This window comes from Legionella antarctica, from assembly GCF_011764505.1.
GTDB lineage: Bacteria > Pseudomonadota > Gammaproteobacteria > Legionellales > Legionellaceae > Legionella > Legionella antarctica.
Genome location: NZ_AP022839.1, coordinates 149,677 through 172,546 on the forward strand (window position 1 = coordinate 149,677; position 22,870 = coordinate 172,546).

Below are 22,870 nucleotides of genomic sequence, written 5' to 3' on the forward strand. Positions count from 1 at the left end.
CAATTGCCCCACTAGTGCCCCATGAAAGTTCATGCTTTGTGCCTATTTATAAAGGCTAACGTTGCTGTGATAATTGAATTTAATTATCCGTGGGGGTTCTAATGACCATTCAAAAATCATCGCAAATGAAAGAATTTAAACAACACAATCACCCTGCTAAGCGACACGAGAAATTTACGCAGCGCATAATTCATGACACCACATTAGCAACCAATGATTTCAGAGATAAAAACTTTAATTTAGAGGGTGCTTGGGAAAAGACTAGAGAAGGAATGGAGGCTTTGCATATAAAAGATGGTCTTCAATCCATGTTAGCTGCTCAAATGTTGTCTATCCACCATTTACAACAAAAATCTATGATTTACGCTAACGCATCTGAAGGCATAAAGGTGCAACAGTATTTCACCAATGCTGCAATAAAACTTTCTAATTGTTTCGTCCAACAAGCCAATATTCTTGCAAAGCTACAAGGTGTTGGTGGTCAAAAAATCATTGTTGAGCGAGTTGATGTTCATCAGGGAGGACAAGCAATAGTAGGAAATATTCAAGGGGGTAGGGTTAAAGAGGAAAAAAAATGAAAACAACCTCAAGAACCGAGAAAAAGGCCTACGCTTTTGAAAGTGCACAAAGATGTGGGGCAAGAACCAAAGGAAACAATGGTAAGCCTTGTCGTTGCCCTGCAATGAGAGGAAAAGCCCGTTGTCGTGTTCATGGTGGCGCTAAAGGTTCAGGTGCTCCACGCTATAATATAAACGCTTTAAAGCATGGCGAATCAACAGGTGAGGCTAAAGACTTTAGATTAGAGATGAGACAAATTATTCAGCGTAGTAAGAAGTTTATTAAAGAATTTAACTATTAGAAATAAGAATAGTGGATCGAGTTTCAATTCCCAAATTGTTTTGATGCAAGAGGGGGGATCAGGGGTTTTTGCACTGGGGTATGAGTCCGGTGCCGCGCAATTTTCTGAAGTTGTTTGCCAGTGATTTTTATTGATGCTTTAAAAATGAGCAAATTAATAGCTGGGTTGATTTTAATGGTGCTGCCATCCGGTGGCACACAATTTTCCCAGTTGGTCTACCAGTCATTTTAGGGCTTTTAGCAAAGACAACAAATAAGATTATTTTTGATTGGCTAAAGAAGCCTGTTCCTGATCCCACTCTTCTGTGAGAAGTATTTTTATACGTTTGGTAGATTGGCTTAAATTACTTGCCGTCTTATTAATTATATCTTCACTCAATGCAAAGGATTGGCCTTCAGCAGAAAAAAATTGGTGACGATGTGAGGCCGATGCTTCTAGTAGCAATAAGGTGTTTTTTCTTGCCAATGCATATTGCTCATCAAAAGCCTTAACTGCAATTGCATAATTACTAGAGTTTTTATCATAAGGATAAAGATTTTTCATTTTATTCGGTATTTCTTTTTCGAGCTCAATTAGTTTCTGTGTTTTAACTACTTTATTATTGTGGTAAGAAATCTGAGCACTTTCCCAGATTTCTTGTTGCATTTCCTGAGCAGGAAGAAGTCCCATCTTCATAGACTCGGTAGCTTTTTTTATCTCATTTTTGTCGTCATATTTTTGTAATTCGCTCCAAAATTCATCGTGCATAGTTTTATTAATATGATCGCTTATTGCAATCCTAAAAAGGCTATCTAATTTTGGAGGCATGCTCTGCGCGGTTGCTAGTAAAGGTGCAAAAAATAATAAAATACCCATCATTGCTGCTTTCATACATGACCTCTTAATATCAAACGAATAAGTACATTAGCTATCAAACCAATACTGATACCCAATACATGCTTCACCACCGCAGGTAAATCTTTAAAAAGCCTTACTGCCGCATAACAGGCTAATAAAAACGAAGGGCTTAATAATAAACCTAATGTGCCACCAATAGCCGCAGCGGTGGGATGATAATTATCCCAGTTTGTAATTAACACCCAGACAAATATGGATAAAAAATATCCGCCTATAAGTTTAAGGCGATAATAGTTAGAGCCCGTCATTTCGTTTAAAACGTTCATATAAATATATTCTCTTTTTGACAATGTTTTTCTGCTCATATTTTGATCTCGTGGGCAATATTACATCATTTTCAGAATAAACACCACTTATTGGGTGTGGAACTTATAAGGTGCAATAGGTTTACTTATCCTATGATAAGAAAACACGCAAACCTTATTAAAATAGGTGACCAAATTCGTTCAGTAAGGGCTTCAAGAGGCTTTTCGCAAGAAGGCTTGGCCGCTGCTGCCACTTTGGGGCGAACCTATATGGGAAGGGTTGAGCGTGGTGAGCAAAACATATCGGTACAAAATTTAATAAAAATTGCTTTTACTTTAAATGTTGATGTAGGGGAATTAATTCCCCCTTTGTCTGAATTGAAAAATCCCATTGATAGTGATAAAGAAAATTAAGTTATCTCATTATTTTTTGAATAATCTACTATTCGCATAGGTTTATGAGTTGGGCTGCTTAGATATTGTAATGAAGCAGGATCAAACCAGAAGCCAAATTTGCCCTCCCAGTCGCCATTGCGTTGTTTGTCACAACGCCACAAGCAATCTGAAGCATCGATAGTTTTCAGCTCATCTCCAGTTAAATTTGTGCCAGTTGCTTGTTTCTGAACCAACTCCTCCTTTTTCTTATTACGCCAAATACTAAAACAGTTATCAGCTAAATCACTGATTGCGCCCGTGCCTTTATTATCAAGCTTACCGGGTGGTAGTGATTCATCAGCTCCCTTACGTGGATGAACAACAATATGGATATGACAGTCATGCTGATTCTTAAAATCACATAGTTGCTCCATAAGTGCTTTTTGGGCTTTAAGATCATCTTCAGCAATATCAAGCTTCATCAACGAATCAATGACAAACACGTCAATACCATAACGTTGGCGAGCATAGAGAAAAACCTCCAACAAGCGTTTAGATTTTGCAGTGCCGACCAAATCGAATAACCAAAGTTTATTCTCATACCACTTATGAATGGCGCGGATATATTCATGGGAAGGCTCTGCTCGAGCTCCTGCTTGCCTAGTTAGCCGCATTAACAATCTTTTTGGTTTCAATTCAAGGCTTGCAATACATACACGTGCACCTTGTTTCATGGCATGGAGAATGATTTGACCGAGGAACTGACTTTTTCCATGACCATTTATTCCTGTCCAAACTGAAAGCTCATCTGGACGAAAAAGAATTTTACCATGTGTCTTCTGCCATGGTGTGTCATACCCAAGATGTACACCGGGTGTAGGATAAAATTCTTCAATAACTTGATCAACAAAGTGATGAGCCGATTTTAATTCACTTGGATCAAGTGTCTGTGACTCAATAAAGCATAACCTTATAGTTTCTTCTGCAAGATTCGCTTTCAAACATTCATTGGCATCTTTCATAGGCAATTTTACAATACGACAACGATGACGACCTAAACGCTCAACTAACTCTCGACTGGCAGTTTGTCCTTGTTCGTCATCATCTAAACATAAGTAAATTTCATCAAAAATAGCCAGCCTCTCAAACTCATATTCAAGCCATTGGTGCTTTTTGCCATTACCTCCTCCGAATGGAACAGATAATGCAGGGAACCCATACTGGTATAATGTCATGGCATCAATTTCACCCTCACATAGCGTCACTGTACGCGTATTTGCGGGGATTAAATGCCATCCAAACAAGCAGGGTTCACAATTGGGCTCAACAGCAATTTGTTTTTTGTTATCATGTCGGTCTAAACCAATGTATTTTGCAAAGATCAGCTCACCGTCACGCAAATAAGGGAAAATAATTTGGCGACCTCGCTCAGCTATTTTATAAGCGGTGATTGTCTCCGAGGTCAATTTTCTTTCATCGATCAAATAGCGCATAACTGGCGATGATAACTGTAGCTCGGTAATAACTTCAAGTGTGGGTCTAACGAAGTGTGAGGGCTTGTAAGCCTCAAATTTAGGGAAATCCATACCGAGGTGGTGGGCGGCTTCTCTAATTGCTTCAGACAGTGTTAAATTGCGCGTTGTCGACCAAAGATCTAATAAATCACCGCTATCACCATTTGCAAAATCAGACCATATACCGGCTTTTTCCCCGATGAGATGAACGCCCAGTGATCTTCCAGCTTCACCGCTGACACTACCAACCCGCCATTCATGCCCTGCTTTGCAACCATTGGGTAACAAGTAGCGGGCAATATCTTCAGCGCGCTGAGATAATTGCCGTGATACATTTTTTGCCATCATCATATTAAATCACTCCTGCCATTAAATCATCTGCACTGAAATGGGGAGTCATCGCATGGCTCCCCCCGGCATTATTAATAAATCGTTCGATATGCTCCGCATTACGAAAAATCAAGTCGATATAGTTGTATAGTTGATTGCCTTCATTTTTACCCATGTTGTGCGGGGTCATTGAACAGCCATCAATAGCTTGCTTAAGCTCTGCAACACTGAAACCTAGTTTTAGGGCTTGCGCAATCTTGCGTTGACGCTTTTGATCAAGTTTAGCGCGTGGGTGATTCATTACGGATCGCCAGTGCTCAAATATGGTTTGTATGTCGGCTGATAAATTTGTTTCAGAATTAAGTACAGGTGAAGTTTCAACTTCACATATATTTACTTCCTTTCCTATCCCTTCCATTCCCTTCCATTCCGTGGGCGAGGGCTCATCGAGCGAACGAAGAGTACTCAATGAAGAGTCGTCGACTCCTCGCCGAGTAATCGTCGAATTATCTTTGATTTTCTTCAATTCAGATTGTGGTAGTGGGTAACGGTATGTTGGCTTATCGATGCGTTGATGATTTTTCCAACCCGTTATAACCCAGTAAGATTTATCATCAATAGCATATTCACGTATAAGCCCATTGTTAATAAGCTCATTTACCCAATTTTTGATTTCTTCTGTAGTGCAATTATCGGCAGGAAATATTTGAGCCTTAAGACGCACATAAGAGGTTGGATGTACCCCGCTATCATCAGCAAAATTCCACATGCCGATAAAAAGTAACCTTGCATTAGGTGAGCAAGCAATAGTTTGCTCACTCACCCAGAACTCGGGTTTGATAGTTCTGATTCGAGACATATTAAATTACCTCCCCGCGCTCTATCTCAATACGTTTGATGCAATGCTCATGTACCATCAAGCACATCTTAAATAGAAACATGCCCGCGTTGTATCGTTCAGAAGGCAATCGTTCAGCCAATTGAATCGCTTTGCTGAGACTTTCAACTGTTATATTTAGGCACTGTACTAAATTAAACAAATTGGTGTATTTATTGATTTCCATGATGCCCCCTAACTTTACCCTGATAAACGTACAAACCTATGCGATGTGGTTCACCATTGTTATCAGCCTCGTCTGTCCAGTGGGTATCAATTTTGTAGCCCATTTTACGCAGCTCCATGATGCGGCCTCCGGGATGTAAAATTCCATACTCATGCCGAGCCTGGAGGGTGGACAATCTTGGACATTCTTCAAAATGCTTCAAAATTCTTGCCTGTTGAGAACGGATTGCATTACTATAAAGCCGCTTAGATTTAAGATTGCCCAGCTTGCTGTCTGGGCTATTTATTTTAGTCATAGCATTAAGCACCCTGTCCTTGATTTTCTACCCACTGAAAAAAGGCTACTTCATCAATTAGGACGCGTTTGCCGACTTTTTTTATTACTTTGTCGAAGCCGTTCTTATCTTTGTTGAAAATAAGATTGCGCAAGCCACCAATGCGCGGCCATTCATGATGATTATTCCAATTTGGAACAGGGATGTATCGCTTGTGTAATACTTCGAATTGTTGAGACATGTTGTCTACTCCTTATGAAAACATGACGAAGTTGCCATGTATAGGAGCAGTTTTTCATAGTGATTTCATCGCCGGTGTCATTTTATGACGCTAATGACATTTGCGATGACAATTTTTTTGAGTTATCTGCGTTGCTGTTTATTATGAAGTAGCCAATCGGTTACTTATTTTTTATAAGTTGGATTGTTAGTTATCCTCATTTTCATAAACCTCGTCATAGTCTTCTTTGGCAAAAACTTGTTTCCCTCTGTTTAATTTGCTTACATATGTTTCAAAGGCAGCACGAGACAAAGTTTTGTTTGTAGTTTTGCGTGTACCCCACTTTATCGTAGCGCTCCTGCCATCACTCCATGGCTCAATTAAATCGATCCATAGGCACAAATCTCGTTCTTTTCTTATTATTCTCCATATGGTTTCCGGAGTTTTATCTTCTGATTCAATGAGTTTTTTTTGGATTAATAATTGCAATCTGGTGGGTGACTTTTTTTTATCTTTTTTAGTCTCTGAAGGGTTTTTAGCGTTATCTGGGTCATTCACTTGATGTAATGTTATATCTTCCAAAAATCCAAGCCTATCATCAGCGATAGCTGCAATTAATTCATCGTGAGAAATTTTTATGAAAGGCTGCACATCGTAAACAACTTCTTCTTTTGTAGAAACTATTTCAACTTCATAATATGTGCCGCTGGTTTTTTGAGGCAACTTGTTGTGGCGCAACATATCTACAGTCAGTCCGCCAAATCGACAATCAAAGGTATCATCACTTACGTTCTGTTTTAATTGTCCAAAACCATCCAATCGTTGTGTCGCTGTAACTTCATGCTTTACCGAAGATTTAGTTGCTCTCCAAAGTACACCATGATTACAGACACAATAATTATCAATGTCTTTTCGGCATTTGCAGTCTATTGGATATTTCCAATAAAGAGGTCTTCCTTGTAAAACTTCATACAGTAAATCATCCCGATCTGCACCTTGCTGAATTAACTTTTGCAAAGAATTATAACCCCCCATATATGGAACTATATTTTCTTTGATTGATTCGACTTTAATTGGCCTAAAAGCTTCTGTCAGTTGCTCAGATAAATAACCTTTTTGCATGAGCCATTTAAGTAAAATCTTTATGTCAAAATAAATATGCTTCCTGTTCAATGAAGCATTAGCCATGACTCTATCAGATGATTCAGCCTCTTCTTTTAAATCAGCGAAAAGATCATGCTCTGGGAATAATAGTTTTTGCACGTCATTGTAAAAAATATAAGTATGCCCACTATTAATTAATAAATGAATCTGCTCATTTAAAAAATCACTTGTTACATTTTCTTTAAAAACATTAACTCTTGTTTTTGCCAATTCAAGCCTAATTAATTTTTCCGTATTGGCATTTATGATTTTCTTAGAAGAAGCCCAATATACAGCATCATCGATGACAGAAAAATTGCGATATGAACTATCAGCCTCAATAGCCTGAATAAGTTCTGTATATTTTTTGTTATTTAATAAATGCTCATTTTCCAGATCTTGTTTATATATTACATAAATTTCATTAATATTTTTAAGTAGATGATCCGTGCTATTTGCTTTAAATATCGCACCACTAAGAATGGCTACGACAACCTCCATTCCCCAATAACACGGAGGCAAAAAATAAAGGTAAAAAAATATTTCAGCCTCTTTTTTAGATGACTTCCAAAATTTACAATTTAAATATTTTTTTCGTTCACTAGCAGATACGGTTTTGGCCTCGTAAGGAGGTACTGCTGAATAGATTGTATATTGTTTCACTGCCATCACACTCACCCAAAAATTGCTTCATTCATCCGTGCTACGACTTTGCTGGTATGGGCATCAGACAAATGTGCGTATCGTTTCACCATTTGCAGTGTCTTATGACCAAGAATTTCCGCGATTTCTGCGAGGCTTGCGCCATTCATTGCAAGGTATGACGCACAACTATGGCGAAGATCATGCCAACGAAAATCAGTAATTTCTGCACGCTTTAATACGGTCTCAAAGGGGGTACGAAGATCGACTGGGTTGTTAATATTTTTTCCGGGAAATACTAAATTTGAAGTCACGTATCGTATTGTATTATGTTGTTTCATTAACTCGAGCGCATGACCAGCTAATGGCAAAACCCTCCGTTCCCCATTTTTAGTTTCATGTAATGTAATAATTCCACGATTAAAATCTACATCATTCCAAGATAGGCCAAGAATCTCCATACGCCTTCCGCCAGTAGATAATGCAAGAACAACGGCAATATAAAGATATTGGCTTTCACTCTTCTTGCATTCATCCAATAATCGTACTCGCTCTTCATCCGATAAAAAACGTACGCGACCACGTGACTCTTTTGGTTTTGTAACTTTACGTAGGGGATTATCTTCAACCCATCCCCATTCTTTGATGGCCATCGTAAATAAATGACTTAACACGGCGAGATAACGATTTACAGTTGCATTGCTGCGCGATTCGCCACGTTGCGAAGGTGTCTTAGCAAGCTTATCCCTAAACTGTGCAATTAAAGCCGGTGTTACGTCAGCAAGTGAATAATCACCTAAATTTTCTTTCCACCATTTTAGTTGGCCAACTTGATTTACTGTATTTTTGGGCTTGGTAGGGATCACATCGTTGATATAGCGTTCTATTGCATCACCTAATGTATGGCGTTTTGATTCTGTTGTTTTAAAATGGCGGCCTTCACGAATTGCGGCTTCGGTTTGTTGCACCCATTTGCGGGCATCAGTTAATCGGTCGAATGTTGCGCTTTGTGCGGGAAATCCTTTAAGCCTTATTTTTACGCGAAAGGAGGTTGTGCCATCTTGAGTGGTTCTTTTTTCAATGTTTGCCATTATCACGAGCCTGGTTATTTACAACAGGCGAGAGATTACAATATATGGAAATAGATGGCAACACATGATTGTTAATCATATTTTCAATTAACAATATACTTATTTATTTCAATAAGATAAGATCATGAAAATTTTAAAAAGGGCTCTTACGGGGCAGTTAAGATTATTTTCCCCATTATTATGGTCGAAAATAATTCAAATCAAGATGACTGAATAATGTCATAAAGGTATCTCGCATGAAAATTTTTACTTATATTGAGCTTAAAAATAAAGCGGAAAGAGAGATTGAACGGCTGATTAAATCTGAATTAATCCTTGATCAGGAGGCCTCGATTGATCATGCCCTCAATGCAGCGTTCACAATCTACCATCTTATTCAATGGAGACAAGACAAACAAAATTCTGAAATAAAAATAAAAGTATATGATTTTATTATGTCCACCAAAAATCAAGGTCTCAAAGTGCTTCACAATGTTGTCACCTGTAATAAGCATGTCAGCGTTACAACGAAAGCTTATTTTGCTGAGACCGATCCTCGTCTTGAAAATAACATTGGTAATATCTTAACTGAAGATGGACACATTATGACTACGGAAGATGACGTATGCTTTGTTACCGAAGAATCCAACATAAAAGTCTATTTCGGTGATTTGGAAGCTGTGACAGTTTTAAAAGGCGCTTTGCGCGAATTTGCATAACTGCCAACCCCGGGTAATTTACATGATTATAATGCCTTGGATCTAAGATGAGTTATATCTTAGATAAATAACAAATATGTTTGATACAAAGGTTAATTTTTTCCAAGCTTGATAATGACAGTTATTAAAACTCAAAAGCCATATGTTTAATTGTGCTGCCATCTTCGGCATATTTTACAGCGATAACATAGCCGGTTTTTTTACCTTTGACTGCTTCTATTGGTGTTCCGGCTACTTCCCAAATGCCTAAAGTGCCAACATCAAGGAGGCCATGCATTGCAGCACGAGCAGCCGATCCGGTAGGCATGGTTGCACGCAAATTTTCAGAATAGAGTTTCCCTTGCTTATTTTTATTCTGGTCTATTGGAGTAGCACCTGCCGCAATCAAACATGAACGTGTTTTACATTGAGAGAGCTGCTTTGGATTAACACCATTACTCCTTGCTGCCATTACAACAGAACAAGCAGAAAGCGATAAACTAAGAAGAAAAAGCAAGATGTTTCGGATATGAAAAGACATTTTATGATCACTGTAGTTAAAATAGCAGCAAATGATAGCACTATTCTTTAAATTTGAACAGCTATGTATTTCTACTTTGCTCCAACACTATGTATTGCTGCGCTGCGTGGTCACCTATGAGCTAAGAGTATAAAAACCCGCACGATTTGAGCTTTTGATCGTAATCAAGGCAGCTTGGCGGGTGTGTTGAAATAAGTGTAACTAAATAAAGGGCGTGGTGGAAAGAGAATTAAATATTCATCAAACTTTTTTCTTCCACGTGATTAAAAAAACTTATGGTGTTCTTGATTATATCTTGCTCTTTTTCAGTGATTTTTTTATTATGCATTTCAAATTTGGACGCGATAGAATTATCGTTAAATTTATTTTTTTCATCATCTGAAATTCCATTTAACCAATTTACGACAGGCATTAGTTTTACGCCGTCTTTCAAAGGAACTTCATAAAGCGTAATTAAAGTTGGGTCTAGTTTTACTATAGCGGGACCAATACAATCAGTTACACTCAAATGAAGCGCACATCCCGACCATTTTTGTTTTTTCTCAAGATCTACAGCCTCTACAATAGGCTTCCCTATAGCCAAATGATGATTGAGGTTTGGACTTGATGGAGTTTGATTATCTATCGTCACCCATCCTGATGTAATAGCACCCCGCAACGGGAAACCTAAAAAAAACAATTTTGCCATCAAGTTACGGACGGTGGCTAAAAGTATTATCAAGCTTCTTAATGTATTATCAGGGGTGGATAAAAGCACTGAATCAGACATTGCTCCACACTGAAGAATTACATTGTCAAATTTTGGCTCTAGATTATCATAATTATCAGATTTGCTTACCTCCTCAATCCAAGAAGAGTCTTTAGTAATTTGTTCAGCCGTTTCCGTAAGGGATAAATCAATCATTGGACGAATCATACATTGATATTTTTCAATAGCGGTACGATGTTCATTATTTTTAATAAATTCCGAAAATCCTAGTATATCGAGAAAGGCTATGAATTTTTCCTGAGGTGGATTTATGTTTTTTAACTGCTGTGCATAATTGAGTGTTGTCATTTGTTATTTCTAAGTGCCCCGCCAGTGCCCCATGAGAGCTTGGTGACGAGAGAGGTTTTAACTAGAAGCCTTGCTGGATATGGCTCCCCGGGACGGGCTCGAACCGCCGACCTAATGATTAACAGTCATCCGCTCTACCGACTGAGCTACCAGGGAATGAGGCGGAATCTTAAAACGATTCCGCGCGATCGTCAAGCCTTTAGTAATAATTTTTTTACTGGCTGCAAAACCGTTGTAATCTGTTCAGCGCATCTTTTAACGTATCGATGCCAGTAGCAAAGGATAAACGGATACACCCCTCGTTACCGAATGCCGAGCCGGGGACTAGAGCAACGCCTACTTCGCTTAACAGTTTATCTGAAAACTCGATATCGTTGGCGTAACCGCGTTTTTCAATGATGGCTTGTACGCAGGGGAAAATGTAGAACGTGCCATCCGCAGGAATGACTTCAAGGTCAGGTATGCCCAGTAATCGCTCCACTACATAATCATGTCTGCTGTGAAAGGCGCTAACCATTTCCATCACGCTTTCCTGACTGCTTCTTAATGCCGAAACCGCAGCTCTTTGAGCAATGGAGCAGGGATTTGAGGTGGATTGTGATTGGATGGTTTTCATCGCATTCATTATAGGTGCTGGGCCTGCTGCATAACCTATCCGCCATCCAGTCATAGAGTATGCTTTGGAAACACCATTTAACACAATAGTTCTATCATATAGCTCAGGACAGGCGTTAAGAATATTAGCGAAAGGTTGGCTCCAGAGAATGTGTTCGTACATGTCGTCCGTAGCGATGAGAATTTGAGGGTGTTTTAGTAAAACAGTACCCAGGGCTTTTAATTCCTCAAGGGTGTAGGCTATTCCTGATGGATTAGATGGACTATTGAGGAAGATCATTTTGGTTTTAGGAGTAATGGCTTTTTCTAATTGTTGGGCGTTAATTTTATAACGTTGTGCCGGTGTTGTATTAATAATCACCGGGATACCATCTGCCAACAAGACCATGTCTGGATAAGAAACCCAATAGGGAGCAGGGATAATGACTTCATCGCCGGCATCAAGAAACGCCTGGCATAAATTATAACAACTTTGTTTGCCTCCGACTGAGACTAAAATTTGGTTTAGTTGGTAATCCAGGCCATTATCGTTTTTGAATTTACTTTGAATGGCTTCTTTTAGTTCCGGTATGCCATCAACTGCTGTGTATTTCGTATATCCTGCTTCAATAGCTGATATGGCTGCCAATTTAATGTGTTGCGGTGTATCAAAATCAGGCTCACCCACACCTAGATTTATAACATCAAGCCCTTGAGACCTCATTTGTGTGGCCTTTGCCGCCACAGCCAGAGTGGGAGAGGGTTTTACTTTTTGTACGCGTTTCGCCAATGCGATATCCATCTGTTACTCCTGTGATTTATAAGTGTCATGGCTTATAATGTAAAATATGAAAGATTTATTTAAAATTTACTCTAACTACCAACCTGCCGGTGATCAGCCAACTGCAATAGCCTCATTAATTGATGGCTTGGAATCAGGCTTGGCCAAGCAAACCCTTTTAGGCGTTACTGGATCAGGAAAAACGTTTACTATTGCCCATGTAATCCAGGCGATGAAACGGCCGACCTTGATTATGGCACCAAACAAAACGCTTGCTGCTCAATTGTATGGGGAATTTAAAGCCTTTTTTCCTGATAATGCCGTAGAATATTTCGTATCCTACTACGATTATTATCAGCCTGAGGCCTATGTACCCTCTTCAGATACTTTTATAGAAAAAGATTCGTCCATCAATGAGCATATTGAGCAGATGCGTTTATCAGCCACCAAGGCACTGATTGAGCGCAAAGACGCGATTATTGTTGCAACGGTTTCTGCCATTTATGGTTTGGGCGATCCCGATTCCTACTTGCGTATGGTATTACATCTTTCCCGTGGAGAACAATGCGGACAGCGTAAAATATTAAAACGTCTTGCCGAAATGCAATACATGCGGAGTAATCTAGCTTTGGAGCGAGGCCAATTTCGGGTGCATGGGGATGTTGTAGATATTTTTCCGGCTGATTCGGAAAAAGAAGCAATCCGAATTGAATTGTTCGATGAAGAAATAGAAAGCATTGCCCGTTTTGATCCATTAACAGGAGAAATTCTGCAGCGTCTGCCACGGGTGACTGTGTTCCCCAAAACACATTATGTTACCCCTCGTGAGCGAATCCTGGAAACTGTGGATTGGGTGAAAGAAGAATTGCAGGGGAGACTGGCTGAATTTAATGCTCAAAATAAATTGGTAGAGGCTCAGCGTTTGGAGCAACGGACTTACTTTGACATTGAAATGATGCTGGAGCTTGGTTATTGTTCGGGTATTGAAAATTATTCCCGTTACTTATCAGGACGTGGGCCAGGGGAGGCTCCGCCGACTTTATTTGATTATTTGCCACCAGAAGCGTTATTGATTGTTGATGAGTCGCATGTGACTGTACCCCAAATTGGTGGGATGTATAAAGGAGACCGATCGCGTAAGGAAAATTTAGTTAATTATGGGTTCAGACTTCCGTCTGCTTTAGATAATCGGCCTTTAAGGTTTGAAGAATTTGAAGAGCGCTCACCTCAAACTATTTATATCTCAGCAACTCCCGGGGCTTATGAACAGGCTAATGCTGATAATGTGGCTGAGCAAGTCGTACGTCCTACCGGTTTAATTGATCCTGAGGTAGAGATCAGACCTGTTCGAACCCAGGTTGATGACTTGATGTCGGAAATTAATGTGGTGATTAAGGAAGGTGGTCGCATCCTGGTCACTACATTGACTAAACGAATGGCAGAAGATTTAACTGATTACCTGACGGAGCATAAGATTAAAGTCCGCTATCTGCATTCCGATATAGATACTGTTGAGCGAGTTGAAATAATTCGCGATTTACGCTTGGGGGAATTTGATGTCCTGGTCGGAATTAATTTATTGCGCGAGGGTTTAGACATGCCAGAGGTTGCCCTGGTTGCTATTCTTGATGCCGATAAGGAAGGTTTCTTGCGCTCTGATCGATCTTTAATTCAAACCATCGGGCGTGCGGCACGAAATGTGAAGGGGCGTGCTATCCTGTACGCAGATAAAATAACTGGTTCTATGAAAAGAGCGTTAGATGAGACAGACAGAAGGCGTGAAAAACAGAAAGCCTTTAATCTGGAACACGGCATTACCCCTATGGGTATCAATAAATCAGTAGCTGATATCATGGAAGGAACATATATCGGTAAACGAAAAACCATGGTTGCTGAAAAGACACCTGAATACATGCATTGGTCAGCACAAGAGTTAGTGAAGCACATTAATACTCTTGAAAAACAAATGTACCTGCACGCAAAAAATATGGAATTTGAAGTGGCAGCTAAAGTGCGTGATGAGTATCTCTTATTGAAGGAGCAATTGCTAAAGATATAACCCGACAGACATCGATTTTGAACCCTGAGGTTCAAGTGGGGGGCGGATGAATCGGTTCAGGCTTCCCACTACAAGGTGGTCTTGCTCAACGCCGATTTCAGGTTGCTCCCCTGGCTGTGAGTGTTGGTTCGAAAATCACACGCCATCGGGTTAATTAAATTATAGCATTGTCTTATCCCGTTAAGCCAGTTGATTGTTAATTGGTTTCATTGACTTGTTTGTTGTCATGCAATCTCTTTTCCATAGACTACTGGCGTTAAATTAGCGATAGCTGATTATTGTAGTGGTTACTCTCCTTTCATTTATTTACTTAATTTTCCAATTGACGATATCAAAATTGAAAAGTCGTTTGTTTTGACTATGGCTAAAGATGCGAAGAGTGCAAAGATTGTAGAGGCTATCATTAAGTTGATGAATACGTTAGCACTCGACACAACAGCAAATGGCATTAGCGATGAAATTACTTTGGAGCGATTAAAAGAATTAGGCTGTAGGTATGGCCAGGAAATTTATTTTTCACGAGCAGTTGACGCTGATCAATTTACGATTTTATTAAGTAAAAAGTCAACGTCCGGTTAGGATGGAAAATTCAGTTAAAATCTTTCTGGACTGGCTTTCTCCCAGGCTTGTTTGTATTTTTCCGGAAGCTTGTTTTCCAAATATTGTCCTGGTGTAGTGTATTCATATAGTTTATCAAGAGTTAGTACTTCGCCAACGTTAATTCGTCGCATGATATGGGCAGGGGTTAAATCGCAAGGGTTGTTTAATCCTAATGCCCCAACCATTTCTAAAAAACTTTTCATGGTATTTTTATGAAAATTAGCAATCCGATGTTTTTTATCTTCAACAACTAAACCGTATTGCAGACGTTTGTTTTGCGTGGCCACTCCTGTAGGACAGGTATTGGCATTACATTGCTTTGATTGCACACAACCCGCAGCCATCATCATTGCCCTTGCCGAATTACACATGTCAGCACCCAGGGCAATATTAGTGACTAAATCAAAACCATTAGTTACTTTACCACTACAAATAACTCTTATTTTATCGCGTACATTAATACCAACCAGGGAATTATGAACAAAGACTAATCCTGGTTCTAAAGGGGTGCCAATAAAATTAGTGTATTCCTCTGGCGCTGCTCCAGTTCCACCTTCAGCACCATCGACAGTAATAAAATCTGGTAAGATATGAGTTTTCAACATGGCTTTGCATATAGCAAAAAACTCGTCCCTTCGGCCAACACACAATTTAAAGCCTATGGGTTTTCCTCCAGAAAGATCGCGTAATTTTTTTACAAAATAAAGTAAGCCCACAGGAGTATCAAAAGTAGAATGAGCAATAGGAGATAACACGTCTTTTCCCATGGGAACTTTTCTTACTCGTGCTATTTCTTCGGTTAATTTTGCAGCGGGTAAAATACCACCATGTGACGGTTTGGCCCCCTGGGATAATTTAATTTCTATCATTTTTACTTCTTCACGACTAGCCTCTATTCTAAATTCATTCTCATCAAAATTACCGTCTTTATCGCGACAACCAAAATAGGCTGTTCCAATTTGGAAAATGATATCCCCTCCTTGTAGATGATAAGGACTAAGACCCCCCTCTCCCGTATTGTGAGCGAAGTCGCCAATCTTTGCTCCTTGATTTAACGCCATAATCGCATTGGGAGATAAGGAACCAAAACTCATGGCTGAGATATTTAGTCGGGATGCGTAATAGGGTTTAGTGCAATCAGGTCCCCCGACCATAATTCGGTGCTCTACTTCAGAGGCTTGCTTGGGAGCTAAAGAGTGGAGGGCCCAGGTATAGCCAACGCTTAAGATATCTCGCTCTGTTCCGTAAGGGATGGTATCACGCTCATTTTTGGCACGTTGGTAGATCAGCGAGCGACTTTCGCGATTAAAGGGGAGTTCGTTTTCATCAGTAGCAATGAAGTATTGCTGAATTTCCGGACGAATAAATTCCATAAAATAGCGAAGATGGCCCAACACTGGAAAATTACGTAAAAGGGAGTGTTTTCTTTGCAGCAGGTCATAAATCCATAAAATTGCAATGGGAATAAGAAAGAAGACAAACCAGATCAGGTCCTGGAGCATAATAAAGATGGCTAGCAGTACTAACATGATGACTGCGAATCCAAGATACCATTGACGTCTCATCAAAAATTCCTTTTTAAAATTATATTAAGTGAGTTGCGTTGATTTACGTATTAATCCGTTTGCCGAGGAATATCTCCTTCGCCCCCCACTGTTTTATTTATTTTATTTTCTAACGAGGTAATAAATTGGGTGACTTGAAAACGTTGATGTTCTTGATCATTTTTACAGATAATTAACTCATGACTGATACCCAGGGCGGCGAGTAAAAGAATTTTATAGTCATCAAGTTTTTTCGACTTCTTCTTATTAAGATCCATTTGCTCACTCAGTTTTTGGGCTGCGAGTAATAAATTGGCTTCCTCTCCCTCTGGACATTTTAATATAGGCGCGGTTTTCTGGACACAAAAAAAGGTTTTTTAAGAGCTATTCTTCTTAATACAAAGAGGAGAATAAAATGTCTAAAAAGCGAGCTTATTATACGGCGGCCAAGAAGGCAAAAATAACGCTAGCTGCGATTGAGGGGAAACTCACACAAGCGCAAATTACCAGTGAATACGGTGTTCACGCAACGCAGGTAAAAACTTGGAAGCAATCGGCCATCAAAGCCATTAACGATTTATTCTCTGGGGCTAATGAAAAAGAAGCCAAGTCCCAAGAGCAGCTTGTTGAGGCATTATATCAAGAAATTGGTCGACTTCAAGCGCAGCTATCTTGGCTAAAAAAAAAGCATGAACTTTAGTCTGGATGAAAAGCGCGTCATGATTGATCCTCTTGCCGAGCTCACCATTCGTGAACAATGCTTGCTATTAGACTTGCCTGTTTCAAGTTATTATTATAGTGCCAAGCCCATTTCTGTCGAAGATGAAGCGCTTATGGCGCTACTTGATGAGCACTATCTGCAGTATCCATGTGAAGGTAAAATTAAGCGGGCAAGATGGCTGTCAAAAGAAGTAGGCTATCCTGTTGGTAAACGTCGAGTAAAAAAGTTGATGGAAATGATGGGGTTATCGACTGTTTACCCAAAGCCAAATACAAGCGTTCCCAATAAGGAGCATGAGGTGTTCCCTTATTTATTAAAAGAGGTGGATATCACCAAACCAAATCAGGTTTGGGCCGCAGATATCACCTACATCCGCATGAAAGGAAAGCATGTGTATTTAGTAGCTATTATGGACTGGTATAGTCGTTATGTGATTGGATGGGCTATTTCACCTACTATGGAGGCTGAATTTTGTATTGAGGCGCTTAGAAACGCTTTGCTGCATTCGCGTTGTGAGATCTTTAACACGGATCAGGGTTCTCAATTTACCTCAAAAGATTGGATAAATACGCTAAAATCTCACCACATTTCTATCAGCATGGATGGGCGAGGACGTTATTTAGATAATATATTTATCGAGCGATTGTGGCGTAGTGTTAAGCAAGAAAAAATCTACCGGTATGATTTTGATACAATTGAAGAGGTTGAGCTGGCCTTAACGGAGTATTTTGAGTATTATAATAACCGAAGGCTTCACCAGTCCTTTAATTATTTAACGCCCGCAGAGGTGTATTATGGCCGGAAAAGACCATAAACCCTAAATGAGAGCGTCATGACTTACCCACAAGGCCCACAGGCCTATACGAGAAAGTGAAGCTCTCCTGACCTGTGGACTTGTGGATAAGTCATTCTGATAGAGTTGTGGTAAAATGACCTAAGACAATTCGTAGTAGCAATCACTATTCATACGGTATTGAGTAGGTTTAAATAGGTTAATTTGAGTGAATTTTTAACTATAAATGATGGATGAATAGCTCTTATTTTTCCTTAATTTTGTTCCAGACATGCGGACCCATATCATTTGATCTCATAGGTTTTATTTAATATTTTAACTTTACAGGATTTAATATCAGTCATTATTATCCTTTGCATTAGAGCGGTGCTATGCAAATAGTAGCAATTTTGGCTGATGGCAGCAAATAGGGAAGTTTAATTTATATAAATATTTTGTAGTCTCACTACCCAAGGTGAACACTCGCTTTAAATCGGTTATCATTGGTTACTTTTATATACGAGTTGATTATGTCCGAAGAAGTGAACCGATTGCATTTGCCGGAATATGATAGATTTATTGAATCTATCGGGGTTTTGGTATTAGATATATCAGGTAGTGAATTGCATGGGATAATGTGTGGTTTTCTTTGTGCGGGTACAGACAATCAGGGCGAAACCTATTTACGTACTTTGTTAAATAATAAAAAAGACGATGAAAGCCGATCTGCTTTTTTGGCAATGTTTGATGTTTTCTCTATAAGTCAGCAGCAAATTTCTAATTTTGATTTCGAATTTGAAATGTTACTCCCAAATGAAAATGAATCTTTAATTGACCGAGCCCAGGCTTTTAGTGAGTGGTGTAAAGGCTTTATCCAGGGCTTGTCTATGGCAGGTGTAGATGTGGATCAATTCTATGATGAAGAAAGTCAAGACGCCTTTCAACATCTTATTGAATTTGCAGAACTTGATACAGACTCTTTAGATGTTGATGAGGAAGATGAAAAGGCGTTGATGGAGGTAAGCGAATATGCTCGTATGGCAGTTATTCGGTTACATGGCGACCTGGTAATGAATGAACGAGAGCGTGGCGGTTCAGAAACAACTCATTGATTGATAAGTTATATGGAGTTCCTATGGTCGCACTTAAAAAAAACAGGTAAGCCTGAAGGGCTAATATTTTAAGGATGTTTTGCATGATTACGCAAAATGAATTTCAGATGAGGCGCAAAAAATTAGCTGAACAGTTACCCGCAGACACGGTAGCGGTTATTCCTGCAGCTCAAGAATTATTACGCAATGGAGATGCCCATTATCGTTTCCGTCAGGATAGTAATTTTTATTATTTGACTGGTTTTAATGAGCCTGATGCACTTTTAGTCATTACTTCGGGTAAAGAATCGCAAAGCAGCTTGTTTAATCGGCCACATAATCCTGCTGAGGAGCAATGGACAGGAAAACGATTAGGGCAGGAAGGAGCGATCAGGGAATTAGGCATGAACGCCTCTTTTCCTGTAGCAAGTATTGCTGATGAATTGCCCAAAATTCTAGCAGGAAAAGCCGTAGTCTATTATGCTTTTGGCCGGAATCCAGAGTTAGAAAAAATAATAAAACACGCTATAAATATCCTAAAGACTCAGGTGCGACGAGGAGTTAGCCCCCCTGAAGCTTTATATGATCTGGAGCCAGTATTGGGTGAAATGCGTCTGTTTAAAAGCGATGCCGAAATTGCTCTAATGCGCCAGGCTGCCTGTATTTCGGTTGACGCTCATAAACGCGCCATGCAGGTTTGTCAGAATATAGAATATGAGTATCAACTAGAAGCCGAGCTTGTTTATGAATTCAGTCGTCAAGGTTGTCGCAGTACCGCTTATGATTCTATCGTAGGTGGCGGGGAGAATGCGTGTATTCTTCATTACACCGAGAATAATCAGCCATTACGTACCGGCGATTTGGTGCTTATTGATGCAGGGGGCGAGTTTGGCAATTACGCCGCTGATATTACCAGGACTTTTCCTGTTAGTGGTCGATTTAGCCCGGAACAAAAAAGCATCTATGAACTGGTCCTGAAAGCACAAAAAGCAGGAATTGCATCGATTAAACCCGGTCTGGCCTGGAACAGCATCCAGCAAACAATGATCCAGGTCTTAACCAGCGGTTTGTGTGAATTGGGTATTTTAAGAGGTAGCATTGATGAGCTCGTTGCTAATGAAGCTTATAAACCATTTTACATGCATAATTCTGGACATTGGTTAGGTCTGGATGTTCATGATTCCGGAAGCTACCGAGTCAATAATAAATGGCGTCCCCTGGAGCCTGGCATGGTATTAACTGTAGAACCTGGTTTGTACATCAGTTCCGGCATGCACGGGGTAGACAAACGTTGGTGGGGCATTGGGGTACGGATAGAAGATGATGTTTTAGTGACCAAAACAGGACATGAAGTATTAACAGCGGCTCTACCTGTTGAGGTTGATGATATTGAGGCATTAATGCGTGGCTAAACAACAGGTTGACATACTAATTATAGGCGGTGGTTTAACCGGCGCTACCTTAATGCTTGCTTTGCAAGGTTTAGGGTTTAAAACTTTATTAGTCGAGGCCAAACCGTTTGGTGATAAGGTAAATCCTGATTTTGATGCGCGATCGTTAGCATTATCACCTGCAACCAAACGAATTTTAAATACGTTGGGTGTATGGGATATTCTTAAAGAATATGCAACTGCCATTGATATGATACATGTTTCTGATCAGCATCGTTTTGGCATATCTCGATTACATGGGGGTGCAGATAACCCTCTGGGTTATGTGGTTGAAATGCAACATATCAATTTGGCTTTGCATCAATTATTATCTAAAGATCACATCATGGCGCCTGCCACCTTAACAGCCCTAGATCTGGTGGCTAAAACAGCGACTGTGTCTCATGAAACTGGTGAGATCCAGATTACTGCTCAATTAATAGTTGCTGCTGATGGGGCTGAGTCGGTGGTGCGTCGTTGTTGTGATTTATCAGCTAAAATCAAGAGTTACAATCAACAGGCTATTGTCGCTAATGTAGGTTTGATGAAATCGCATGAGCATCACGCTTATGAGCGGTTTACCTCCCATGGACCTCTGGCACTTTTACCCATGAATAGCAATCGCATGTCACTCGTCTGGGCTATGACTCCCGGCAAAGCAGAGCAATTGATGGCACTAAGTGATGTGGCTTTTCTTAAAGAATTACAGCAGGATTTTGGTTATCGATTAGGTCGTTTAATTAAAATAGGAAAGCGCTATTCTTACCCACTAAAGCAAGTTCTGATGGCACAACAAACAAAATGGCCCGTTGTTTTTGTAGGGAATGCCGCACACACCCTGCATCCCGTTGCCGGCCAAGGCTTTAATCTGGGACTACGGGATGCGGCTACTTTAGCACAATGCATTAGCAAGCAGGGTTTAAATGAAGGAATGTTGCGGCAGTATTTACAATTAAGACGTCATGATCAGCAAGTCATTACTCGTTTCACTGATGGTTTGATTCAAGTATTTACCAGTCGCTTGCCTGGAATGAGTTTGGTGCGTAATATGGGTTTGATTGCAATCGACAATATACCCGTTTTAAAGAATTATTTGGCGCGTTATGCGCGAGGTTTTGGCGGATTTACTCCGGATTTGGTCTGTGAAATAGCCTTGGATACGATAAAAAGCCCGGAGATAGAATGAGCCAACATTTTGACGTACTGATAGTGGGTGGTGGAATTGTTGGTTTAACCGCAGCCTTGGCTATGGCTCAGCGCAATTATACGGTTGCAGTAATTGATGCAGGAGCATTAAAGGTAAGCGACTCTGGAATTGATTCCCGAGTTTATGCTGTCAACAAAGCATCACAAACTTTATTGCTTGAACTCGGTGCATGGCAACATTTGGATTTCACTCGAGTATCTCCTTATAGTAAGATGCATGTTTGGGATGGGGCTAACGGAGCCTCTATAGATTTTGATTCCAGGACTATAGCAGCACCGAGTTTGGGTGCGATCATCGAAGAGTCAGTATTAAAACAAGCGCTGTTGCAGCAAATTGTTACAGAGTCAAGTATTAACCTATTTCCTCATTGTTTGGTGAATGATGTGGACAGTTCAGAATCAGGCGTTCAAATTAGCAGTCAAAATGGTATCTGGAATGGGCAGCTATTGATGATTGCTGATGGTGCTAACTCCCCAACTCGCCACAAACTAAAAGTGGATTTAACTACCTGGCCTTATCACCAAAAAGCTTTGGTTGCGACCGTCAAAACAGAAAAACCTCATCAACAAACTGCCTGTCAGGTATTTAATGCTGATGGTCCGTTAGCTTTTTTACCTTTGTCCGATCCTCATCAATGTTCTATTGTCTGGTCAACTGATCCAAAACGGGTTCAAAGATTAGTAGCTCTTGATGAAGAAGGGTTTAACAGGGAGTTAACAAAGGCCTTCGGAGAATATTTGGGCCAGGCCACCCTATTGAGTGCTCGCCATCAGTTTCCTTTGCAAATGAGGCATGTGAAACACTATATAGGTAATCGCTGGTTACTTCTTGGCGATGCGGCTCATACCATTCATCCCCTGGCCGGCTTGGGACTGAATGTTGGTTTGGCCGATGTGCGTTGCTGGTTGCAGCTTTTGGATGCTTCAAATGGCATATTGCCATCAAGAAAAATATTGAGTGCTTATCAGCGAGAACGCAAAGCTGCTGTTTGGCAAATTATTTTACTAATGGAGGGGTTTAAAGTTTTATTTGGTTACTCTTGGACTCCGATCGCCGCTTTTCGCGGTTTTGGCTTACGTATTTGCAATGGTATAACGCCACTTAAACGATTGTTTATTCAACATGCATCAGGTTGAACATTA

General features: G+C 40.0%; 26 protein-coding genes, 1 tRNA gene and 1 other RNA gene. 12 read left to right on the plus strand and 16 right to left on the minus strand.

The window, feature by feature from the left end; translation table 11 throughout:
* Positions 1-101 precede the first annotated feature (101 nt).
* Together HRS36_RS00810 and HRS36_RS00815 are read left to right on the plus strand one after the other, a co-directional pair.
* Positions 102-578 (plus strand): hypothetical protein, encoded by a 477-nt coding sequence (locus HRS36_RS00810; RefSeq protein ID WP_226905533.1) that lies wholly within the window; start codon positions 102-104, stop codon positions 576-578.
* Positions 575-859 carry an HGGxSTG domain-containing protein gene (locus tag HRS36_RS00815; RefSeq protein ID WP_173235644.1) on the plus strand — a complete coding sequence of 95 codons (285 nt, stop codon included), beginning with the start codon at positions 575-577 and terminating at the stop codon, positions 857-859. Before HRS36_RS00810 ends, HRS36_RS00815 begins: the two co-directional genes overlap by 4 nt.
* Positions 860-1,117: 258 nt before the next feature.
* Here HRS36_RS00815 and HRS36_RS00820 read toward each other — a convergent pair whose 3' ends face one another.
* Positions 1,118-1,729, minus strand: a complete 612-nt coding sequence (locus tag HRS36_RS00820; RefSeq protein WP_173235646.1) for a hypothetical protein — start codon at positions 1,727-1,729, stop codon at positions 1,118-1,120.
* The gene (locus HRS36_RS00825; RefSeq protein ID WP_173235648.1) at positions 1,726-2,022 is read right to left on the minus strand and encodes a hypothetical protein; all 297 of its coding nucleotides are present in this window, start codon (positions 2,020-2,022) and stop codon (positions 1,726-1,728) included. Before HRS36_RS00825 ends, HRS36_RS00820 begins: the two co-directional genes overlap by 4 nt.
* A gap of 132 nt (positions 2,023-2,154) precedes the next feature.
* On the opposite strand from HRS36_RS00825, the gene HRS36_RS00830 reads away from it, so the two are divergent.
* On the plus strand, positions 2,155-2,415 hold the full coding sequence (locus tag HRS36_RS00830) for a helix-turn-helix domain-containing protein (protein ID WP_173235650.1): 261 nt from the start codon (positions 2,155-2,157) through the stop codon (positions 2,413-2,415).
* Here the strand turns inward: HRS36_RS00830 and HRS36_RS00835 are convergent.
* The 7 genes from HRS36_RS00835 to HRS36_RS00865 all read right to left on the minus strand — a co-directional run bounded on the left by HRS36_RS00835 (position 2,412) and on the right by HRS36_RS00865 (position 8,654).
* A complete protein-coding gene (locus HRS36_RS00835; protein ID WP_173235652.1) occupies positions 2,412-4,241 on the minus strand; it encodes a bifunctional DNA primase/helicase in 1,830 nt (609 codons plus the stop codon). The genes HRS36_RS00830 and HRS36_RS00835 overlap by 4 nt on opposite strands.
* Before the next feature lies 1 nt (position 4,242).
* Positions 4,243-5,079 carry a hypothetical protein gene (locus HRS36_RS00840; RefSeq protein ID WP_173235654.1) on the minus strand — a complete coding sequence of 279 codons (837 nt, stop codon included), beginning with the start codon at positions 5,077-5,079 and terminating at the stop codon, positions 4,243-4,245.
* Between the two features lies 1 nt (position 5,080).
* A complete protein-coding gene (locus HRS36_RS00845; RefSeq protein WP_173235656.1) occupies positions 5,081-5,284 on the minus strand; it encodes a hypothetical protein in 204 nt (67 codons plus the stop codon).
* Positions 5,271-5,579 (minus strand): helix-turn-helix domain-containing protein, encoded by a 309-nt coding sequence (locus HRS36_RS00850; protein ID WP_173235658.1) that lies wholly within the window; start codon positions 5,577-5,579, stop codon positions 5,271-5,273. The genes HRS36_RS00845 and HRS36_RS00850 overlap by 14 nt, the downstream gene beginning before the upstream one ends.
* Positions 5,580-5,583: 4 nt before the next feature.
* Positions 5,584-5,799 (minus strand): hypothetical protein, encoded by a 216-nt coding sequence (locus HRS36_RS00855; RefSeq protein ID WP_173235660.1) that lies wholly within the window; start codon positions 5,797-5,799, stop codon positions 5,584-5,586.
* Positions 5,800-5,985: 186 nt separating this feature from the next.
* Positions 5,986-7,590, minus strand: coding sequence for a hypothetical protein (locus HRS36_RS00860; protein WP_173235662.1), 1,605 nt, complete (start codon positions 7,588-7,590; stop codon positions 5,986-5,988).
* A gap of 5 nt (positions 7,591-7,595) precedes the next feature.
* Positions 7,596-8,654: a tyrosine-type recombinase/integrase gene (locus HRS36_RS00865; protein WP_173235664.1), complete on the minus strand. Its 1,059-nt coding sequence runs from the start codon at positions 8,652-8,654 to the stop codon at positions 7,596-7,598.
* 236 nt (positions 8,655-8,890) lie between these two features.
* Between HRS36_RS00865 and HRS36_RS00870 the strand changes: the two genes are divergently transcribed.
* A complete protein-coding gene (locus tag HRS36_RS00870; protein WP_173235666.1) occupies positions 8,891-9,352 on the plus strand; it encodes a hypothetical protein in 462 nt (153 codons plus the stop codon).
* Between the two features lie 124 nt (positions 9,353-9,476).
* On the opposite strand, the gene HRS36_RS00875 is transcribed toward HRS36_RS00870, so the two are convergent.
* From HRS36_RS00875 to HRS36_RS00890, 4 genes are all read right to left on the minus strand, one after another.
* Complete coding sequence (locus HRS36_RS00875; protein WP_173235668.1) at positions 9,477-9,872, minus strand: hypothetical protein; 396 nt, start codon at positions 9,870-9,872, stop codon at positions 9,477-9,479.
* A 229-nt stretch (positions 9,873-10,101) separates the two neighbouring features.
* Positions 10,102-10,929 carry a hypothetical protein gene (locus HRS36_RS00880; protein ID WP_173235670.1) on the minus strand — a complete coding sequence of 276 codons (828 nt, stop codon included), beginning with the start codon at positions 10,927-10,929 and terminating at the stop codon, positions 10,102-10,104.
* An 80-nt stretch (positions 10,930-11,009) separates the two neighbouring features.
* Positions 11,010-11,085, minus strand: a tRNA-Asn gene (locus tag HRS36_RS00885).
* A gap of 58 nt (positions 11,086-11,143) precedes the next feature.
* Positions 11,144-12,325, minus strand: coding sequence for a pyridoxal phosphate-dependent aminotransferase (locus tag HRS36_RS00890; RefSeq protein ID WP_173235672.1), 1,182 nt, complete (start codon positions 12,323-12,325; stop codon positions 11,144-11,146).
* A gap of 46 nt (positions 12,326-12,371) precedes the next feature.
* Here HRS36_RS00890 and uvrB point away from each other — a divergent pair, with 46 nt between their 5' ends.
* Positions 12,372-14,363, plus strand: a complete 1,992-nt coding sequence (uvrB, locus tag HRS36_RS00895; protein WP_173235674.1) for an excinuclease ABC subunit UvrB — start codon at positions 12,372-12,374, stop codon at positions 14,361-14,363.
* On the opposite strand, the gene ssrS is transcribed toward uvrB, so the two are convergent.
* Positions 14,358-14,518: non-coding RNA, 6S RNA (ssrS, locus tag HRS36_RS00900), on the minus strand. The genes uvrB and ssrS overlap by 6 nt on opposite strands.
* Before the next feature lie 145 nt (positions 14,519-14,663).
* On the opposite strand from ssrS, the gene HRS36_RS00905 reads away from it, so the two are divergent.
* Positions 14,664-14,942, plus strand: a complete 279-nt coding sequence (locus tag HRS36_RS00905) for an EAL domain-containing protein (RefSeq protein WP_267313948.1) — start codon at positions 14,664-14,666, stop codon at positions 14,940-14,942.
* 14 nt (positions 14,943-14,956) lie between these two features.
* Here the strand turns inward: HRS36_RS00905 and HRS36_RS00910 are convergent, their stop codons facing one another.
* Both HRS36_RS00910 and HRS36_RS00915 read right to left on the minus strand, forming a co-directional pair.
* Positions 14,957-16,528: an FMN-binding glutamate synthase family protein gene (locus HRS36_RS00910; RefSeq protein WP_173235676.1), complete on the minus strand. Its 1,572-nt coding sequence runs from the start codon at positions 16,526-16,528 to the stop codon at positions 14,957-14,959.
* Between the two features lie 50 nt (positions 16,529-16,578).
* On the minus strand, positions 16,579-16,851 hold the full coding sequence (locus HRS36_RS00915) for a cell division protein ZapA (RefSeq protein ID WP_173238398.1): 273 nt from the start codon (positions 16,849-16,851) through the stop codon (positions 16,579-16,581).
* 71 nt (positions 16,852-16,922) lie between these two features.
* On the opposite strand from HRS36_RS00915, the gene HRS36_RS00920 reads away from it, so the two are divergent.
* From HRS36_RS00920 to HRS36_RS00945, 6 genes are all read left to right on the plus strand, one after another.
* Entirely contained in the window at positions 16,923-17,207 is a 285-nt protein-coding gene (locus HRS36_RS00920; protein ID WP_173235475.1) for a transposase, read from the plus strand.
* The gene (locus HRS36_RS00925) at positions 17,197-18,042 is read left to right on the plus strand and encodes an IS3 family transposase (RefSeq protein WP_173235473.1); all 846 of its coding nucleotides are present in this window, start codon (positions 17,197-17,199) and stop codon (positions 18,040-18,042) included. The genes HRS36_RS00920 and HRS36_RS00925 overlap by 11 nt, the downstream gene beginning before the upstream one ends.
* Positions 18,043-18,530: 488 nt before the next feature.
* Positions 18,531-19,112 (plus strand): UPF0149 family protein, encoded by a 582-nt coding sequence (locus HRS36_RS00930; protein ID WP_173235678.1) that lies wholly within the window; start codon positions 18,531-18,533, stop codon positions 19,110-19,112.
* Between the two features lie 83 nt (positions 19,113-19,195).
* A complete protein-coding gene (pepP, locus tag HRS36_RS00935) occupies positions 19,196-20,503 on the plus strand; it encodes a Xaa-Pro aminopeptidase (protein ID WP_173235679.1) in 1,308 nt (435 codons plus the stop codon).
* Complete coding sequence (gene ubiH / locus HRS36_RS00940; RefSeq protein ID WP_173235681.1) at positions 20,496-21,707, plus strand: 2-octaprenyl-6-methoxyphenyl hydroxylase; 1,212 nt, start codon at positions 20,496-20,498, stop codon at positions 21,705-21,707. The genes pepP and ubiH overlap by 8 nt, the downstream gene beginning before the upstream one ends.
* Entirely contained in the window at positions 21,704-22,864 is a 1,161-nt protein-coding gene (locus HRS36_RS00945) for an FAD-dependent oxidoreductase (protein ID WP_173235683.1), read from the plus strand. The genes ubiH and HRS36_RS00945 overlap by 4 nt, the downstream gene beginning before the upstream one ends.
* Positions 22,865-22,870: the final 6 nt, after the last annotated feature.

Bases quoted from the DNA above. Each gene is read 5' to 3' on its own strand.
- HRS36_RS00810 (WP_226905533.1), top strand. From the start codon at position 102: ATGACCATTCAAAAATCATCGCAAATGAAAGAATTTAAACAACACAAT.
- HRS36_RS00815 (WP_173235644.1), top strand. From the start codon at position 575: ATGAAAACAACCTCAAGAACCGAGAAAAAGGCCTACGCTTTTGAAAGT.
- HRS36_RS00820 (WP_173235646.1), bottom strand. From the start codon at position 1,729: ATGAAAGCAGCAATGATGGGTATTTTATTATTTTTTGCACCTTTACTA.
- HRS36_RS00825 (WP_173235648.1), bottom strand. From the start codon at position 2,022: ATGAACGTTTTAAACGAAATGACGGGCTCTAACTATTATCGCCTTAAA.
- HRS36_RS00830 (WP_173235650.1), top strand. From the start codon at position 2,155: ATGATAAGAAAACACGCAAACCTTATTAAAATAGGTGACCAAATTCGT.
- HRS36_RS00835 (WP_173235652.1), bottom strand. From the start codon at position 4,241: ATGATGATGGCAAAAAATGTATCACGGCAATTATCTCAGCGCGCTGAA.
- HRS36_RS00840 (WP_173235654.1), bottom strand. From the start codon at position 5,079: ATGTCTCGAATCAGAACTATCAAACCCGAGTTCTGGGTGAGTGAGCAA.
- HRS36_RS00845 (WP_173235656.1), bottom strand. From the start codon at position 5,284: ATGGAAATCAATAAATACACCAATTTGTTTAATTTAGTACAGTGCCTA.
- HRS36_RS00850 (WP_173235658.1), bottom strand. From the start codon at position 5,579: ATGACTAAAATAAATAGCCCAGACAGCAAGCTGGGCAATCTTAAATCT.
- HRS36_RS00855 (WP_173235660.1), bottom strand. From the start codon at position 5,799: ATGTCTCAACAATTCGAAGTATTACACAAGCGATACATCCCTGTTCCA.
- HRS36_RS00860 (WP_173235662.1), bottom strand. From the start codon at position 7,590: ATGGCAGTGAAACAATATACAATCTATTCAGCAGTACCTCCTTACGAG.
- HRS36_RS00865 (WP_173235664.1), bottom strand. From the start codon at position 8,654: ATGGCAAACATTGAAAAAAGAACCACTCAAGATGGCACAACCTCCTTT.
- HRS36_RS00870 (WP_173235666.1), top strand. From the start codon at position 8,891: ATGAAAATTTTTACTTATATTGAGCTTAAAAATAAAGCGGAAAGAGAG.
- HRS36_RS00875 (WP_173235668.1), bottom strand. From the start codon at position 9,872: ATGTCTTTTCATATCCGAAACATCTTGCTTTTTCTTCTTAGTTTATCG.
- HRS36_RS00880 (WP_173235670.1), bottom strand. From the start codon at position 10,929: ATGACAACACTCAATTATGCACAGCAGTTAAAAAACATAAATCCACCT.
- HRS36_RS00890 (WP_173235672.1), bottom strand. From the start codon at position 12,325: ATGGATATCGCATTGGCGAAACGCGTACAAAAAGTAAAACCCTCTCCC.
- uvrB (WP_173235674.1), top strand. From the start codon at position 12,372: ATGAAAGATTTATTTAAAATTTACTCTAACTACCAACCTGCCGGTGAT.
- HRS36_RS00910 (WP_173235676.1), bottom strand. From the start codon at position 16,528: ATGAGACGTCAATGGTATCTTGGATTCGCAGTCATCATGTTAGTACTG.
- HRS36_RS00920 (WP_173235475.1), top strand. From the start codon at position 16,923: ATGTCTAAAAAGCGAGCTTATTATACGGCGGCCAAGAAGGCAAAAATA.
- HRS36_RS00925 (WP_173235473.1), top strand. From the start codon at position 17,197: ATGAACTTTAGTCTGGATGAAAAGCGCGTCATGATTGATCCTCTTGCC.
- HRS36_RS00930 (WP_173235678.1), top strand. From the start codon at position 18,531: ATGTCCGAAGAAGTGAACCGATTGCATTTGCCGGAATATGATAGATTT.
- pepP (WP_173235679.1), top strand. From the start codon at position 19,196: ATGATTACGCAAAATGAATTTCAGATGAGGCGCAAAAAATTAGCTGAA.
- HRS36_RS00945 (WP_173235683.1), top strand. From the start codon at position 21,704: ATGAGCCAACATTTTGACGTACTGATAGTGGGTGGTGGAATTGTTGGT.